Below are 14,657 nucleotides of genomic sequence, written 5' to 3'. Positions count from 1 at the left end.
GTGCCTCAGGTGATCGCCAGGTCCGTGCGCAGCGGCCGTCCCTGGGCGGCCCGCCACACCGCGGCGGGCGTCAGCGGCATGTCGACATGGCGTACGCCGAGCGGCTTCAGCGCGTCGACCACGGCGTTGACCACCGCGGCGGGCGAGCCGACCGTGGCGGACTCGCCGACGCCCTTGGCTCCGATGGGGTGGTGCGGGGACGGGGTGACGGTCTCGCCGAGCTCCCAGGACGGGCACTCGACCGAGGTGGGCAGGAGGTAGTCCATGAACGACCCGCCGAGGCAGTTGCCGTCCTCGTCGAAGGCGATCACCTGCATGAGCGCCATGCCCAGGCCGTCCGCGAGTCCGCCGTGCACCTGACCTTCGACGATCATGGGGTTGATCCGGTTGCCGCAGTCGTCCACGGCGATGAACCGGCGGACCTTCACCTGGCCGGTGTCCGCGTCCACGTCGGCGACGCAGATGTATGCGCCGAACGGGAAGGTCAGGTTCGGCGGGTTGTAGACGCAGGTCGCGTCCAGGTGGCCCTCGACACCCTCGGGCAGTTCCAGGTCGGAGTGGGCGGCGAGCGCGATCTCGGGCATGGTCCGTCCCTGGTCGGGGTCGCCCGTGACGTACCAGCGGCCCTTCTCCCATTCCAGGTCGTCCGGGCTCACTTCGAGCATCGCGGAGGCGACGATCTTCGCGCGTTCGCGTACCTTGCGGGCGACCATCGCGGCCGCCGCTCCGGACACCGGCGTCGAGCGGGATCCGTAGGTGCCGAGCCCGAACGGCGTCTGGTCGGTGTCGCCGTGCACCACCTCGACGTCCTCGGGCGGGATGCCCAGTTCCTCGGCGACGATCTGTGCGAACGTCGTCTCGTGGCCCTGCCCCTGGGTCTGCACGGAGATCCGCAGGACGGCCTTGCCGGTCGGGTGGACCCGCAGCTCGGCGCCGTCGGCCATGCCCAGTCCCAGGATGTCCATGTGCCCCCGCGGGCCCGCGCCGACGGCCTCGGTGAAGAAGCTGACCCCGATGCCCATCAGCTCGCCACGCTCACGCTTCTCGGCCTGCTCCCGGCGCAGGTCCTCGTAGTGCGCGATGTCCATCGCCAGTCGCAGAGCGCGCGGGTAGTCGCCGGAGTCGTACTCCCATCCGGTCTGCGTCCGGTACGGGAACTGCCCGGGCCGCAGCAGATTGCGCATCCGCAACTCGCCCGGGTCCATGTCGAGTTCGGCCGCGAGCACGTCGACCATGCGCTCGACCAGGTACACGGCCTCGGTGACGCGGAACGAGCAGGCGTACGCGACACCGCCGGGCGCCTTGTCGGTGTAGACACCGGTCACGGTGCAGTGCGCGGCGGCCAGGTCGTACGAGCCGGTGAACACCCCGAAGAAGCCGGCCGGGAACTTCGTCGGCTGAGCGGTGGCGTTGAACGCGCCGTGATCGGCGATCACATGGACGCGCAGGCCCAGGATCTTCCCGTCCTTCGTCGCCGCGATCTCGCCGTGCATGTGGTAGTCGCGGGCGAAGGACGTGCTCATCAGGTTCTCCGAGCGGTCCTCGACCCACTTGACCGGCTTGCCGGTGACGATCGAACCGACGACCGCGCACACGTAACCCGGGTAGATGCCGACCTTGTTGCCGAATCCGCCTCCGATGTCCGGGGAGATGATGCGTATCTTGTGCTCCGGGATGCTGGCCACCATCGCGTACAGCGTGCGGTGGGCGTGCGGGGCCTGCGTGGTCGACCACACCGTCAGCTTCCCGGTGATGGCGTCCATGTCCGCGACGGTGCCACAGGTCTCCAGCGGCGCCGGGTGCACCCTCGGATACAGCATGTCCTGCGCCACCACGACCTCGGCGCCCGCGAAGACCTCGTCGGTGCGCTCCTTGTCGCCCGCCGACCAGTCGAAGATGTGGTTGTCCCGCTGGTCCTCCTTGTCGTCACGGATCACCGGTGCGTCCGGCTCCATCGCCCGCAGGGCGTCGACGACCGGTGGCAACGGCTCGTACTCCACATCGATCAGCTCGAGAGCGTCCCGCGCGGCATAGCGGTCCTCGGCGACGACGAAGGCGACCTCCTGGCCCTGGAAGCGCACCTTGTCGGTGGCCAGCACCGCCTGGGTGTCGTACGAGATCGTGGGCATCCAGGCCAGCCCGAGACCGGCCAGGGTCTCCCCGGTGATCACGGCCTTCACCTTGGGGTGTGCCTCGGCGGCGCTGGTGTCGATCGAGATGATCCGGGCGTGCGCCAGCGGGCTGCGCAGAATGGCCCCGTGCAGCATGCCGGGCAGCCGTACGTCGTCGACGTAGGTCCCGTGGCCACGGACGAACCGCGCGTCCTCCTTGCGCGGCATCCGTCCGAAACCGACCGGCCGTTCCTCGGTGGTCGTCATGCCCGCACCTCCTCGCGGCCGGGCACAGGCTCTTCACGGCCGGGCGCGGGCTCGGTGCCCGCGTCGGCGGTCCCCCGCCCGCCGCCGTGCTCGGCGGCCCAGCGGACGGAGCGCACGATGTTCTCGTAACCGGTGCAGCGGCACATCTGTCCGGAGATCGCCTCGCGGATGTCCTCCTCGGACGGATCGGCGTTGTGGTCGAGCAGCCAGCGGGCGGTCATCATCATCCCCGGCGTGCAGAAGCCGCACTGCAGCCCGTGGCAGGCGATGAATCCCTGCTGCACCGGGTCGAGTTCGGCCCCGTGCGCCAAGCCCTCGACGGTCCGCACCTCATGGCCGTCGGCCATCACCGCGAGCACGGTGCACGACTTGACCGGCGTGCCGTCCAGCCAGACGGTGCACACCCCGCAGTTGGAGGTGTCGCAGCCCCAGTGCGTGCCGGTGAGTCCGAGTTCGTCGCGCAGGAAGTGCACGAGCAGCAGCCTGGGCTCCACGTCCCCCGTGTGCTGCTCGCCGTTCACGGTCACGGTGATCCGCATGTCACGCCTCCTGCCCCTGGGCACGTGCGGCGGCGGCGCGCAGCGCCCGCGTGGTGAGCTCCCCGGCCAGATGCCGCTTGTAGTCGACCGGGCCGCGCTGGTCGGCCGTCGGCCTGCACTCCTGCGCGGCGATCCGGCCCGCCTCCGCGAAGGCCTCGTCGTCCGGCCGTCCGCCACGCAGGAAGTCCTCGGCCTGCTCGGACACGAACCGTGGGGCACCCACCGCGGTCAGGCCGATCCCGGCCTCGGTGATGACCCCGCCGGAGATCTCCAGCACCGCTCCCGCGGCGACGACGGCCCAGTCGCCGACCCGGCGCTCGACCTTGCGGTAGGCGCTGGCGTGCGAACGGATGGGCACGCGGATCTCCACCAGCAGCTCCGCCTCGTTCAGCGCGGTCTCGTACGGTCCGAGGAAGAACTCCCTGATCGCGATGGTGCGCCTGCCGCCGGGCCCCTGGGCGACGAGGGTCGCGCGCAGCGCCGAGAACGCCGCGGACAGGTCCTCCGACGGATCGGCCTGGCACAGCGAGCCGCCCACGGTGCCGCGGTTGCGTACGAGCGGATCGGCGATGACCCGTTCCGCGTCCCGCAGGATGGGGAAGTGCTCGCCGACGACCGGTGAGGCGAGCAGATCCGCGTGGCGGACCATCGCTCCGGCGGCCAGGTCGTGCCCGTCCACCCTGATCAGCGCCAGCTCGGAGAGGTCGTTGATGTCGATCAGCGCTTCGGGCTGGGCGAGCCGCAGTTTCATCATCGGCAGCAGGCTGTGTCCGCCCGCCACCACCCGGGCCTCGGGGCCGTACCGTGCGAGCAGCTCGATCGCCTGCTCCAGGCTGGTGGCCCTCTCGTACTGGAATGCAGCCGGTACTTGCATCGGGCCCTCCTGGATCGCTGTGCCCGTTGCTGAAGCGATGCTGCGCTCTTGCGTACCGCCCATGCAATGGGTGGATAAGCATTCACTTATCACCCCGAACGCGAGAAAATCGGACGGTGACCGTCACGCAGCTCAGCACCTTCGTGCTGGTTGCCCGGCTCGGTTCGGTGGGCGCCGCGGCGCGGGCTCTGGACGTGAGCGAGTCCGCGGTGTCGCAGGCGCTCGCCGCGCTGCGGACCCACTACGGCGATCCGCTCATCCGGCGCACCGGGGGTGGTGGGATGCGCCTGACGCCGGCCGGGGCGCGGCTGCTGCCGGTCGCTTCGCGGATGGTCGCACTGAGTGCGGATGCCGAGGCCGCGGTGCGGGCGGCCCGGGGCGCGCCCGACGAACTGCGGGTCGTCGCCACGAGCACGCTGGCGGAGTTCGTGCTCCCGTCGCTCGTGGAGGCCTTCGCCTCTCGCTCGGGGCGCAGGACCGAGACCTCGTTCGGGGTGGCCTCCGGCAACGAGATCCGTGTACTGGTGGAGAACCGGCTGGCCGACGTCGCGCTCGGGCCGTATCTCGGCGCCGCCCGCAGGGGCGAACTGGTCAGCGAGCCGCTGTTCCGCACCCAGCTGGTCGTGGTGACGGGCGCCAGGTCGCCGCGGCCGCCCGGTCCGCCGGCGCGGTGGTCGTGGCTGGTCGATTCCTCCGGGACCGATCCGGACGCGGACTCCGGGCGGCTGCTGCGTCGGCTCGGCGTGGCCGAAGGACACGTGTGGGTGTTCCCCAACCAGGCCGCGACCTGGGCGGCAGCGGCCGAGGGCGCGGGGGTGGCGCCGGCGCTGGCCCATCTGGTGTCGCCCCGGATCCTCCGTGACGAGCTGCGCATCCTGGAGACCCCTGTCACGCCGTCGGACGCCACCTGGCACGCCACCGTCGTGCAGCCGGAGCAGCGTTCCCCGGCCACCGACGCGTTCCTGTACTTCCTGCACACGCCCGCGGCGACCCGCATCATGCGCGCGCCCGGGGCCGGCGTCCCGCCCTCCCGGTTCCGGCCCCCGGTGTACGTCACTCTCTGGGGCGCGTGAGAGAGCGTGCTCTCCCGAGAACCTTGGTCTGCACAGCGGGCGCGAGAACAGCAAGTCGAAATCCCCTCCGGGGAACCGGAACGGTGTGCAGGCCGCGGCGTCGTGCTCGTAGCGGATCCGGCCGGCGCGCACGAGGTCGGCGCCCTGGTGGGCGCGATCATAGGTGGCCTTGCGGTCGCAGGAGGCGTACAGATACACGATCTCCTCGGCCTCCGCGCCGATCACCGCCGCGAGCTCGGTACGGCGGTCCACCGGCAGCAGTGCGGTGGCGAAGCCGTCGGTGCCGTAGAACGCATGGCACAGACCGGCGAGCTGGAGGGCGGGTCGAGCCTGCCACATCGCGAGCCGGGCCCGGACGCGTTACCCGCGGGTCCTCGCCCAGCAGGTACAGCGGCTCTTCCAGCGCGGGTTCTTCGTCGTCCACCGCGAGTGCGCGCAGCAGCTCCCGCATCTCCTCGTCTCCGCCTGCCGGTGATGGCCTCGCTTCCCCGCGAACCCCCGGAGCGTCAGTCCGGCAGCCGCATCCGTACCTTCTCCCCCGGACCGACGCGCACCACGCGGTCCGGCAGCCGGATGTCGATGGGGGTGGGGCCCGAGGCCTTCGGCATGGCGGCCTCCAGCTGGCCGTGGCGCAGACGCAGCCGTACGCCCCAGTGGCCCTGGTAGCGCAACGAGAAGCCGTAGGAGGAGAGTTCCGGCAGGGGGACCGGGTCGAGCCAGAGTTCGCTGTCGCGGGTCTCCAGGCCGGTGAGGCAGCGTTGGACGAGGTCGAGGGTGCCGGCCATGGCGCCGAGGTGGATGCCCTCGCCGGTGGTGCCGCCCTGGACGTCGGCGATGTCACCGCGCAGGGCCTCCTGGACGAAGCCCCAGGCGTCGGTGCGGCGGGCGCGGGCCAGAATCCAGCCGTGGACCAGGCCGCTGAGGGTGGAGCCGTGCGTGGTGCGGTGCAGGTAGTGGTCGACCGTCGCGGACCAGGTGTCCTCGTCGAGGCGGTGGCCCAACCAGGCGAAGAGGGAATGGAGTTCGGCCGGTGAGAACAGGTAGCCGAGCATCAGGACGTCGGCCTGTTTCGACGCCTTGTAGCGGTTGACGGTGTCGCCCTCCGCCTCCAGGATCCGGTCCAGGCGCCGGATGTCGCCGTACCGCTCGCGGTAACCGTGCCAGTCCAGTTCGGCGAGGTCGCCGTAGCCCTCGAACTGGCTGATCACACCGTCGTGGAAGGGCACGTGGAGGGTGCGGGAGACCTCTTCCCAGCGGGCGAGTTCGTCCTCCTCCAGGCCGGTGCGCTCGATGAGTTCGCGGCGGCGCGGCTCGGGCAGGCCGCGCAGCAGGTCCAGGGTGCGGGTGAGGACCCAGGCGGCGGTGACGTTGGTGTACGCGTTGTCGTCCAGGCCGGGTCCGGGTGCGCCGGGGTAGGCGTCGTGGTACTCGTCGGGGCCGACCACGCCCCGGATGCGGTGCCGGCCGAGGTGTTCGTCGTAGGTCGCCGAGTCGGCCCAGAAGCGGGCGATCTCGAGGAGCATCTCGGCGCCCTCGGCGTGCAGGAAGTCGGTGTCGCCGCTGGCCTCGCAGTACTGGACGACGTTGTAGGCCACGGCCGAGCCGACGTGCCGCTGCAGCCGGGAGTGGTCGGGCAGCCAGCGGCCCGAGCGGGGGTTGAGGTGCAGCTCCTGGGTCTCCTCGCGGCCGTCGCTGCCGCTCTGCCACGGGTACAGCGCACCGCGCAGGCCGGCCTCGCGGGCCGCGTGCCGGGCGGCGTCCAGGCGGCGGTGGCGGTAGTGAAGCAGGGCGCGGGAGACCTCGGGCAGATGGAGGTTGAGGTAGGGAAGGACGAACAGTTCGTCCCAGAAGACGTGGCCCCGGTACGCCTCGCCGTGCAGTCCGCGTGCGGGCACGCCGACGTCGAGATCGGCAGTGTGCGGGGAGAGGGTCTGCAGCACATGGAAGAGGTGCAGGCGCAGGATGCGGCCGGGATCTCCGGGGACGTCGAGTTCGGCCCGCCGCCACAGCTGCTCCCAGGCCGTGATGTGCGAGGTGAGCAGCTCGTCGAAGCCGGGCGCGTCGGCGACATGGTCGAGGGCCGCGCGCAGCGGGTCGCTGATGGCGGGGTCGTGGGAGGTGTGCAGGGCGACGGTCTTGTCGAGGGTGACCGTACGTCCGGGTTCGAGGGACAGACGAAGGTGCTGTACGGCCCGCAGTGCGTCGTGGCCGTCCGACACCGGTACGTCGGCGGCCAGCCGGGAGGCGAGCCCGATGGCGGTGTCCGAGGTACGGGTGTGGCAGCGCAGCCACACCGTGCCGGGTGCGGCCGCGCTGCCGGTCTCGACGTGGGTGAGGTGGCGGCCGTCCAGGTCGCGGTAGCGGGCGACGCCGGAGTTGGTGACGCTGCCGTCGAGCGCGGCCTCGACGTCCAGCTCGGCGGTGCGGCCCTCGACGGTGAGGTCGGTGCGCAGTGCGGCGAGGTGCGGTTCGGCCATGTGGACGAGGCGGAGCTGACGGACGAGGAGGGCGCCGTCGGCACCGAGCCGGTAGCGGGTACGGCGCTCCAGTACGCCCGGGTCCAGGTGGAGGACCTGGTGGTGTTCGGTGACCGGGGCGGTGTCGGGGGTGAGCCAGTCACGCCCGGCCGGGCGGAAGCGGAGCGGCAGCCAGTTGGGCAGATTGACCATGTCCTCGTTCTCGACCCGGCGCCCGGCGATCTCGGAGGCGAGCCGGTTGTAGCAGCCGGCCGCGTAGGTGCCGGGGTAGTGCACGGCGTCCGCGGCGCACTCGGGCAGCACTCCGCGGGTGGCGAAGTAGCCGTTGCCCAGGGTGCACAGGGACTCCCGCAGGCGTTCCTCCGCGGGGTCGTAGCCGTCGTACTCCCACAGCAGACCCGTCACCGAAGCGGTCCCTCCGTCCTCCTCGGTCCAGTCTGCCTCGCTGTCGGGGGATCGGCCTGCGGAGCGGGTACGACGGGCGAGGACCTCCTGTCCCCGCCCGTCGCGCCGGTCAGGGGTAGCGGACGAGGTCGGCGACGTTGCCGGCCGGGTTCGACGGTCCTCCCGTGTTGTTCACGACGTGGCTGATGGTGCCGGTGCCGCCGAGGGAGACCGTCACCATGCTGGTGAAGCGGACGCCCGGGGTGTTCGGTGCCTCGATGGCGTGGGCGGCGGTCACGCTCGGGTCGACGTTGAAATAGCAGTAGCTGCCGAGACCGTAGGCCTGATGGCTGGTGACGGAGTCGGCGACCTTGTAGGCGGCGTAGCCCTGGGTGGAGCCGTTCATCCAGGCCGACTGGTTCGGTGGGTCGTAGGGCATCTCGTTCTGGAAGAAGTAGGTGCGGCCGCCGTTGCCGTTCCAGATCACCTGGTACTTCTGGAAGTGCTCCACGAACAGGCCGTACATCGTCACGTCGGCGCCGTTGACGGTGAGCCCGGTGTCGGCGGTGTTGCTGGTCCAGCCGACTCCGCCGCCGTGGTCGGCGCGCCAGATCCACATGTGGTCGCCGATGACATTGCTGCTGTTCACGACGATGCCGGTGCCCGCCTTGCCGACGCCCGCGCCGCCGACGCGGACGTAGACGTCGTGCAGGGAGGTCGGGTCGGTGGCGTGGGAGGCGGAGGAGCCGGCCGGCCCGACCTCGAGCAGGGTCTTCGAGCTGGTGGTGCCGGCGTCGAGGAGCAGGCCCGCGATCTTCACGCCGTCGACGTCGGCGACGGTCATCGCGGTGATGCCGTTGTCCGGGACGAGAGTGGCGAGGCCGAGACCGAGGACGACGGTGTCCGGGCGGGTCACCTTCAGGGTCTGGTCCAGGTGGTAGACACCCGGGGTGAACAGCAGGTTCTTACCGGCGGCGAGCGCGGCGTCGATCTGGGAGGCGGTGGCGCCCGGCTTGACGACGTAGAAGGTGTCCAGGGACAGCGAGCTGCCCGAGGGGGTGCCGCCCGCCCAGCTCGTCCCGGTGGAGTTGGACCGCACCGATGGCACGAACACCTGGTAGGCGCCGTTGCCGTCGACGTACAGGAACGGTTTCTCCCGGCTGACCGGGCTCTGCGCGACCGTGGTGTACGGGGGGTTGGGGAAGCTGGTGTCCGGCACGCCCTGGCTGCCGGCGAAGACCATGTTCCAGTTGGCGCCGGTCCAGCCGCCCAGCTGGGAGTTGCGGGTGAGCCACTGCTGCTGGGTGCCGGAGCCGACCTGTCCGTCGACCTTGCTGTCCGCCAGATAGCCGCCGCTGGACCAGCCGCCGTCGTCCAGGGCGAGGTTGCCCCGCAGATGCATCCGGCGGTACGGCGCCGCCTGCGAGACCGCCCAGCGGTCGCTGCCGCCGGCCGGGTTGACCGACAGGTTCTCCGCGCCGCGCCAGAAGTTCTGTGTGGCGTTGCCCTGGAACCAGTCCGCCTCCGCGTGCACCGCGCCGTTGACGGACACGGCGTCGGGGGTGAGCCCGAGGCCCGAGACCTGGGTGTAGAAGCCGACGTTGACGTCGGCGCTGTAGGCGCCGGGCTTGAAGAGCACGGCATAGCGCTGGGAGCCGAATTGGTTGGTCTCCTGCTGCTTGAAGATGGTGTCGAGCCTGCTCTGGATGGCCGAGGACGACATCGAGGGGTCGAAGACGACGACGTTCGGGCCGAGGTCGGGGTCGCTCGTGGACTGGTTCACGGGGACCACCTGGAAGCGCTGGGCGGCGGTGCCGTTGCACGTGTACTGCGCGAACTGCACGCTGTCCGTGAGCGAGGCGCCCGGATCGTCCAGGCACTTGCCGCTGTTGCGATTGACGAAGTGGAAGGCGCCGCCGCCGTCGTCCACGGGCAGCCACTGCTGATTGGCCCCGCCGCCGTAACTCCACAGGTGGACCTGCGCGTTGTCGGCGGTGGAAACGTCGGCGACGTCCACGACCTGGTTGGTGCTGTTGGCGTTGCCGATGCGGACGTAGCCGTCGCCGGTGGCGATGAAGCTCCACTGCTGGGCGGCGGTGTCGTTGCACGCGTACTGCTGCACGACCGTGCCGTCGGCGGTGGCGGCGGCCTTGGCGTCGAGACACTTGCCGCTGGCCGCGTTGAGGACGGTGGCGAAACCGGTCGGCAGGGCGGAACTCGTGGCGCGCGCGGGTGCGGCGGTGAGCAGGGACGCGGCCGCGGCGGCGACCAGCGCGACGGCCGTCGATCTGCGACGGCGGTTGAGGGGAAGCACGGTTTCTCCTGGGGGACGGGGGTCAGCCGGTGTAGCCGGCGAAGACGCGGGTGTAGTCCCAGTCGGACTGGGAGACGCCGGAGCAGCTGTCGGCGGGGCCGCCGGTGCACGGGCGGTCGCGGTTGGCGGACCAGAAGGTGAGCCGGGCCAGGTGGTGCTGCTGGGCGTAGGCCAGGATGGTCCGGAAGTCGTTCACCGTGACGGTCTCGTTGTTGTCGGTGATGCCGTTCATGGACGAGATGCCCATGTCCCGGTAGGCCTGGTCGTCGCTGTAGTGGTAGGCGTTCTTCAGCGCGTTCTTGAGGCCTTCGGCGGCCTGGGTGGTGAGGTTGCCCATGTTCTGTCCGGCTCCGCCGAAGTCGAACGGCATGATCGCCCAGGCGTCCACGGTCAGGCCCGAGGAGGCGGCCCGGTCGATGAGGCCGGTGTCGGGGCCGCTCTGCCCGGTGCCGATGGTGATGTACACCTTGATGCCGGGGTTGTCGGCCTTCACCGTCTTGAGTGCGTCCACGGTGCGCTGCTGCACGGTGGGGTTGCTGTAGGCGTCGGCCTCGATGTCGATGTCGATCGCCTTCAGGCCGTAGGCGTTGACCACCTTCTGGTAGGCGGCGGCGAGTTCGCCCGCGCTGGAGCAGGAGCTCTCCAGCTTGTTGCCGCTGTAGCCGCCGAAGGACGGGATGATGTCGCCCCCGTTCGCCCGCACGGTGTTCACGGTCTGCTGGTCCACCCCGCCGGTCAGCGGGCGGCTGCCGTCCCACTGCGGGTCGCAGTAGCCGTTGCTGAGCACGAAGGCGAGCGTGAACCACTTCACGCCGGTGGCCTGGGTGATGGTGCCCGGGTTCGGCGGGCTGCCCCAGCCGTTGTAGAGGTAGGGCGCCACCGCCATCGGGGCGGCCGGGGTGGTGCCGCCGTCGGCCGCGGGCGCGTTCCACTTCTGGTTGGCGCCACCGCCGCAGCCCCATATCTGGGCGCGGGCGCCGTTGGCCGAGGAGTTGTCGGTGACGTCCAGACACTTGTTCGCCTGCGGGTTGACGATGTCGTGGGCGGCGGTGACGGTCCACTTCTGGTTCGCGCCGCCGGTGCAGGACCACAGCTGCGCCTTGGCGCCGTCCGCGGTCGCGTTGCCGGTGACGTCGAGGCACTTGCCGAGGGCGCGGACGGTGCCGTCGCCGCCGACGGTCCACTGCTGGGCGGCGGTGCCGTTGCAGTCGTAGAGCTGGACGGCCGTGCCGTCGGCGGAGTTCGCTCCGGCGATGTCCAGGCACTTTCCGGCGAGCCCGGTGATGGCGCCGGTGGCGGCCTGGGCCGGGGAGGCGACGATCAGGCCGGTGGCGAGGGACAGGGCGGCGAGCGAGACGGCTGCGGGCAGTGGTCTGGCCATGCGGGGCGGCCTTTCGGTGGGGGGTGCCGAACGCAGGCCGACACTGGTGTGGCCACGGGGTGCCGAGCGCATTCGGAAGTCTTTGATTAAGGCGTGAAGTTAAAGGTCCGGACCACTGGCGTCAAGGGGGTGGGCGGCAACCCCGCGGCGGCCCACCCCCTCGGTCTCAGGCCGTCGAAACCTCGTCGCCCCGCTCGGCGAACTGCGTGCGGTGCAGCTCCGCGTACCGTCCGCCCGCCGCGAGGAGCTCCTCGTGCGTGCCCCGTTCCACGATCCGGCCGGCCTCCACGACCAGGATCTGGTCGGCGGCCCGGACGGTGGACAGCCGGTGGGCGATCACCACGGCGGTACGGCCTTCCAGGGCCTCCGTGAGCGCCTCCTGGACGGCCGCCTCCGAGGTGTTGTCCAGATGGGCGGTGGCCTCGTCGAGGATGACCACGCGCTGGCGGGCCAGCAGCAGCCGGGCGATGGTCATGCGCTGGCGCTCGCCGCCGGAGAGCCGGTAGCCGCGCTCGCCGACCACCGTGTCGAGACCGTCGGGCAGGGAACGGACGACCTCGGCCAGACGGGCGCGGCCCAGGGCGTCCCACAGTTCCTCGTCCGTGGCCGTGGGACGGGCCAGCAACAGGTTGGCGCGCACGGTGTCGTGGAAGAGGTGGCCGTCCTGGGTGACCATGCCGAGGGTGGCCCGCAAGGAGGCGGCGGTCACGTCGCGCGCGTCGGTCCCGCCGATCCGGACGGCGCCGGCGTCGACGTCGTACAGGCGCGGCAGCAGCTGCGCGATGGTGGACTTGCCGGCGCCGGAGGAGCCGACCAGGGCGACGGTCTGGCCGGGTTCGGCCCGGAAGGAGATGCCGTGCAGCACCTCGGCGCCGCCGCGGGTGTCGAGCGCGGCGACCTCCTCCAGGGAGGCGAGCGAGACCTGGTCGGCGGACGGGTAGGAGAAGGTGACGTCCTCGAACTCGACGGCGACCGGGCCCTCGGGCACCTCCACCGCGTCCGGCTTCTCCTCGATCAGCGGCTTGAGGTCCAGCACCTCGAAGACCCGCTCGAAGCTGACCAGCGCGCTCATCACCTCCACGCGGGCTCCGGCGAGCGCGGTGAGCGGGGCGTAGAGCCGGGTCAGCAGCAGGGCGAGGGAGACGACCGCGCCCGCCTGCAGGGTGCCGCGCAGCGCGAACCAGCCACCGAGGCCGTAGACGAGGGCCAGGGCGAGGGCGGAGACCAGGGTGAGGGAGGTGATGAACACCGACTGGGCGGTCGCCGTGCGCACGCCGATGTCACGGACCCGGCGGGCGCGGGCCGCGAACTCGGCGGACTCCTCCTCCGGGCGGCCGAACAGCTTGATCAGCGTGGCGCCGGGCGCGGAGAAGCGCTCGGTCATCCGGGTGCCCATCGCCGCGTTGAGCGCCGCCGCCTCCCGCTGCATCCGTGCCATCCGGCTGCCCATGCGGCGGGCGGGCAGCACGAACACCGGCAGCAGCACCAGCGCGAGCAGCGTGATCTGCCAGGACAGGGTGAGCATGACCGCGAGCGTGAGCAGCAGGGTCACCAGATTGGTCACCACACCCGAGAGCGTGTTGGCGAACGCGCGCTGGGCTCCGATCACGTCGTTGTTGAGACGGCTGACCAGCGCTCCCGTACGAGTACGTGTGAAGAACGCGACGGGCATGCGCTGCACATGATCGAACACAGCCGTGCGCAGGTCGAGGATGAGTCCCTCCCCGAGCGTCGCCGACAGGCGCCGGCCGAGGATGCCGAGCCCCGCCTCCGCGAGGGCGACCAGCGCGATCAGGAGGGAGAGCCGGACGACCTTCCCCGAGTCATGGCCCGTCACGATCGCGTCGACGACGCGGCCGGCGAGCACGGGGGTGGCCACGGCGAGGAGTGCCGTCACCACCCCGAGCAGTACGAAACGGACGATGCCCGCGCGGTGCGGGCGGGCGAAGGCGGCGATGCGGCGCAGCGTGGCGCGGGCGAAGGGACGGCGTTCCTGCTGCGCGGTCATCACGCTGTGCAGCTGCATCCATGCGGTGGTCTCCATGCTCATGGGAGAGAACGTAAGACCTCAAGCTTCGTTGAGGTCAATGTCCGCGCCTGTTCACCCCACCCGGCGTCCCCGCGTTCAAAGGCCTTCATGACTCCTCCCTCTCATCCGCTGCCCGCCCGTAAGCCGGCGTCCGCGCTTTTGCAACCCGCCGCTCACACGGTGCGGAAAACCTCTCGCAGTGTGACAGCGGTACACCTCCCCGGCTTCCGTAAGGGACGCCTCTCCCGGCTCGCCCGGCGCGTCCCCGTGCGGCAGGTCCTGTGCCTGCTTCCGCTCCTGCTGGTCGCGATCGTCGCGGTACGGCACCGGTCGGTGCTCATCGAGGGTTTCGGTCATCTGCGGTCGGCCTCATGGCCCTGGCTGCTGGCGGCGGCCGGCGCCACCTGTCTGACCTGGGTGGCGGCGGCCTTCACCCGGCAGGGCGCCGTGATCCAGCCGCTGCCCCGGTGGCGGCTGCTGGCCACGCAGTTCGCGGCGGGCTCGGCCAATCACCTGCTGCCGACGGGGCTCGGCGCGGGCGCGGTCAACCTGCGGTTCATGGCCGTGTGCGGGGTGCCGCTCGCCCGCTCCTCCGCAGCGCTCGCGCTGTATCTGCTCGCCGAGTCGGTCGGCCGGCTGAGCCTGCTGGCCGCGCTCCTGCTCGCCTTCCCCGACGCACTGCGGCTCGGCAGCCTGCTGCCGCCCGGGGACGTCGGACCGGTGCTGGTCGCCGCGGGCGCGGCGCTGGCGGTGGCGGTGGCCGCGCTCGCCCTCGTACGACGCCTGCGCGAGCCCGTGCTCGGCTTCGTGCGCACCGCCCTGGGCGAGGCGCGCTCGGTGCACACGCGTCCGGCCCGGGCGCTCGCGCTGTGGGGCGGCTCGTTCGCCTTCCCCGCGCTGCAGGCGGCCGGTCTGGTGGCGGTGGGGCGGGCGCTGGGGCTGCCGGTGCCGCCGGCGTACATGGCGCTCGCGTATCTCGCCGCGACCGTCGCGGTGGCGCTGGTGCCCACGCCGGGCGGGCTCGGCTCCGTCGAGGCGGCGCTGATCGTGGCGCTGGTGGCGGTGGGCGGCCCGGTGGCGGTGGCCACGGCGGTGGTGCTCGCCTACCGCATCATCACCGTCTGGGTGCCGCTGGTACCGGGGGCGCTCACGCTCGGGGCGCTGGTGCGTCTGAAGGTCATCTGAGGCAGAGTGGCCCTCCGAGCCGC

General features: G+C 71.4%; 9 protein-coding genes and 1 pseudogene. 2 read left to right on the top strand and 8 right to left on the bottom strand.

The genetic code is table 11. The annotated features are described in order from the left end of the window. Positions 1-5: 5 nt before the first annotated feature. From AVL59_RS15830 to AVL59_RS15820, 3 genes are read right to left on the bottom strand one after another with little or no spacing between them, the layout of a single operon-like run. Positions 6-2,378: an aerobic carbon-monoxide dehydrogenase large subunit gene (locus AVL59_RS15830; protein WP_067304398.1), complete on the bottom strand. Its 2,373-nt coding sequence runs from the start codon at positions 2,376-2,378 to the stop codon at positions 6-8. After that, on the bottom strand, positions 2,375-2,917 hold the full coding sequence (locus tag AVL59_RS15825) for a (2Fe-2S)-binding protein (protein ID WP_079146718.1): 543 nt from the start codon (positions 2,915-2,917) through the stop codon (positions 2,375-2,377). The genes AVL59_RS15830 and AVL59_RS15825 overlap by 4 nt, the downstream gene beginning before the upstream one ends. Position 2,918: 1 nt before the next feature. Next, positions 2,919-3,791 (bottom strand): FAD binding domain-containing protein, encoded by an 873-nt coding sequence (locus AVL59_RS15820; protein WP_067304395.1) that lies wholly within the window; start codon positions 3,789-3,791, stop codon positions 2,919-2,921. A gap of 116 nt (positions 3,792-3,907) precedes the next feature. On the opposite strand from AVL59_RS15820, the gene AVL59_RS15815 reads away from it, so the two are divergent. After that, the gene (locus AVL59_RS15815) at positions 3,908-4,864 is read left to right on the top strand and encodes a LysR family transcriptional regulator (RefSeq protein WP_067304392.1); all 957 of its coding nucleotides are present in this window, start codon (positions 3,908-3,910) and stop codon (positions 4,862-4,864) included. Between the two features lie 159 nt (positions 4,865-5,023). On the opposite strand, the pseudogene AVL59_RS54275 reads toward AVL59_RS15815, so the two are convergent. From AVL59_RS54275 to AVL59_RS15795, 5 genes and pseudogenes are all read right to left on the bottom strand, one after another. Next, positions 5,024-5,224, bottom strand: a pseudogene (locus AVL59_RS54275) (DUF6817 domain-containing protein); the annotation flags it as partial. A 146-nt stretch (positions 5,225-5,370) separates the two neighbouring features. Further along, the gene (locus AVL59_RS15810) at positions 5,371-7,746 is read right to left on the bottom strand and encodes a glycoside hydrolase family 65 protein (protein ID WP_067304389.1); all 2,376 of its coding nucleotides are present in this window, start codon (positions 7,744-7,746) and stop codon (positions 5,371-5,373) included. A 109-nt stretch (positions 7,747-7,855) separates the two neighbouring features. After that, complete coding sequence (locus tag AVL59_RS15805; RefSeq protein ID WP_067304386.1) at positions 7,856-10,039, bottom strand: RICIN domain-containing protein; 2,184 nt, start codon at positions 10,037-10,039, stop codon at positions 7,856-7,858. Positions 10,040-10,061: 22 nt separating this feature from the next. After that, the gene (locus AVL59_RS15800) at positions 10,062-11,420 is read right to left on the bottom strand and encodes an RICIN domain-containing protein (RefSeq protein ID WP_067304383.1); all 1,359 of its coding nucleotides are present in this window, start codon (positions 11,418-11,420) and stop codon (positions 10,062-10,064) included. Positions 11,421-11,586: 166 nt separating this feature from the next. Further along, on the bottom strand, positions 11,587-13,464 hold the full coding sequence (locus AVL59_RS15795; protein WP_067317325.1) for an ABC transporter ATP-binding protein: 1,878 nt from the start codon (positions 13,462-13,464) through the stop codon (positions 11,587-11,589). A 186-nt stretch (positions 13,465-13,650) separates the two neighbouring features. Between AVL59_RS15795 and AVL59_RS15790 the strand changes: the two genes are divergently transcribed. Further along, positions 13,651-14,634 (top strand): lysylphosphatidylglycerol synthase transmembrane domain-containing protein, encoded by a 984-nt coding sequence (locus AVL59_RS15790; protein ID WP_372450391.1) that lies wholly within the window; start codon positions 13,651-13,653, stop codon positions 14,632-14,634. Positions 14,635-14,657 lie beyond the last annotated feature (23 nt).

It is taken from the genome of Streptomyces griseochromogenes (assembly GCF_001542625.1).
GTDB classification, from domain to species: Bacteria; Actinomycetota; Actinomycetes; order Streptomycetales; family Streptomycetaceae; genus Streptomyces; species Streptomyces griseochromogenes.
This window is presented reverse-complemented; position numbering and strand designations above follow the sequence as displayed.

Bases quoted from the DNA above. Each gene is read 5' to 3' on its own strand.
- AVL59_RS15830 (WP_067304398.1), bottom strand. From the start codon at position 2,378: ATGACGACCACCGAGGAACGGCCGGTCGGTTTCGGACGGATGCCGCGC.
- AVL59_RS15825 (WP_079146718.1), bottom strand. From the start codon at position 2,917: ATGCGGATCACCGTGACCGTGAACGGCGAGCAGCACACGGGGGACGTG.
- AVL59_RS15820 (WP_067304395.1), bottom strand. From the start codon at position 3,791: ATGCAAGTACCGGCTGCATTCCAGTACGAGAGGGCCACCAGCCTGGAG.
- AVL59_RS15800 (WP_067304383.1), bottom strand. From the start codon at position 11,420: ATGGCCAGACCACTGCCCGCAGCCGTCTCGCTCGCCGCCCTGTCCCTC.
- AVL59_RS15795 (WP_067317325.1), bottom strand. From the start codon at position 13,464: ATGGAGACCACCGCATGGATGCAGCTGCACAGCGTGATGACCGCGCAG.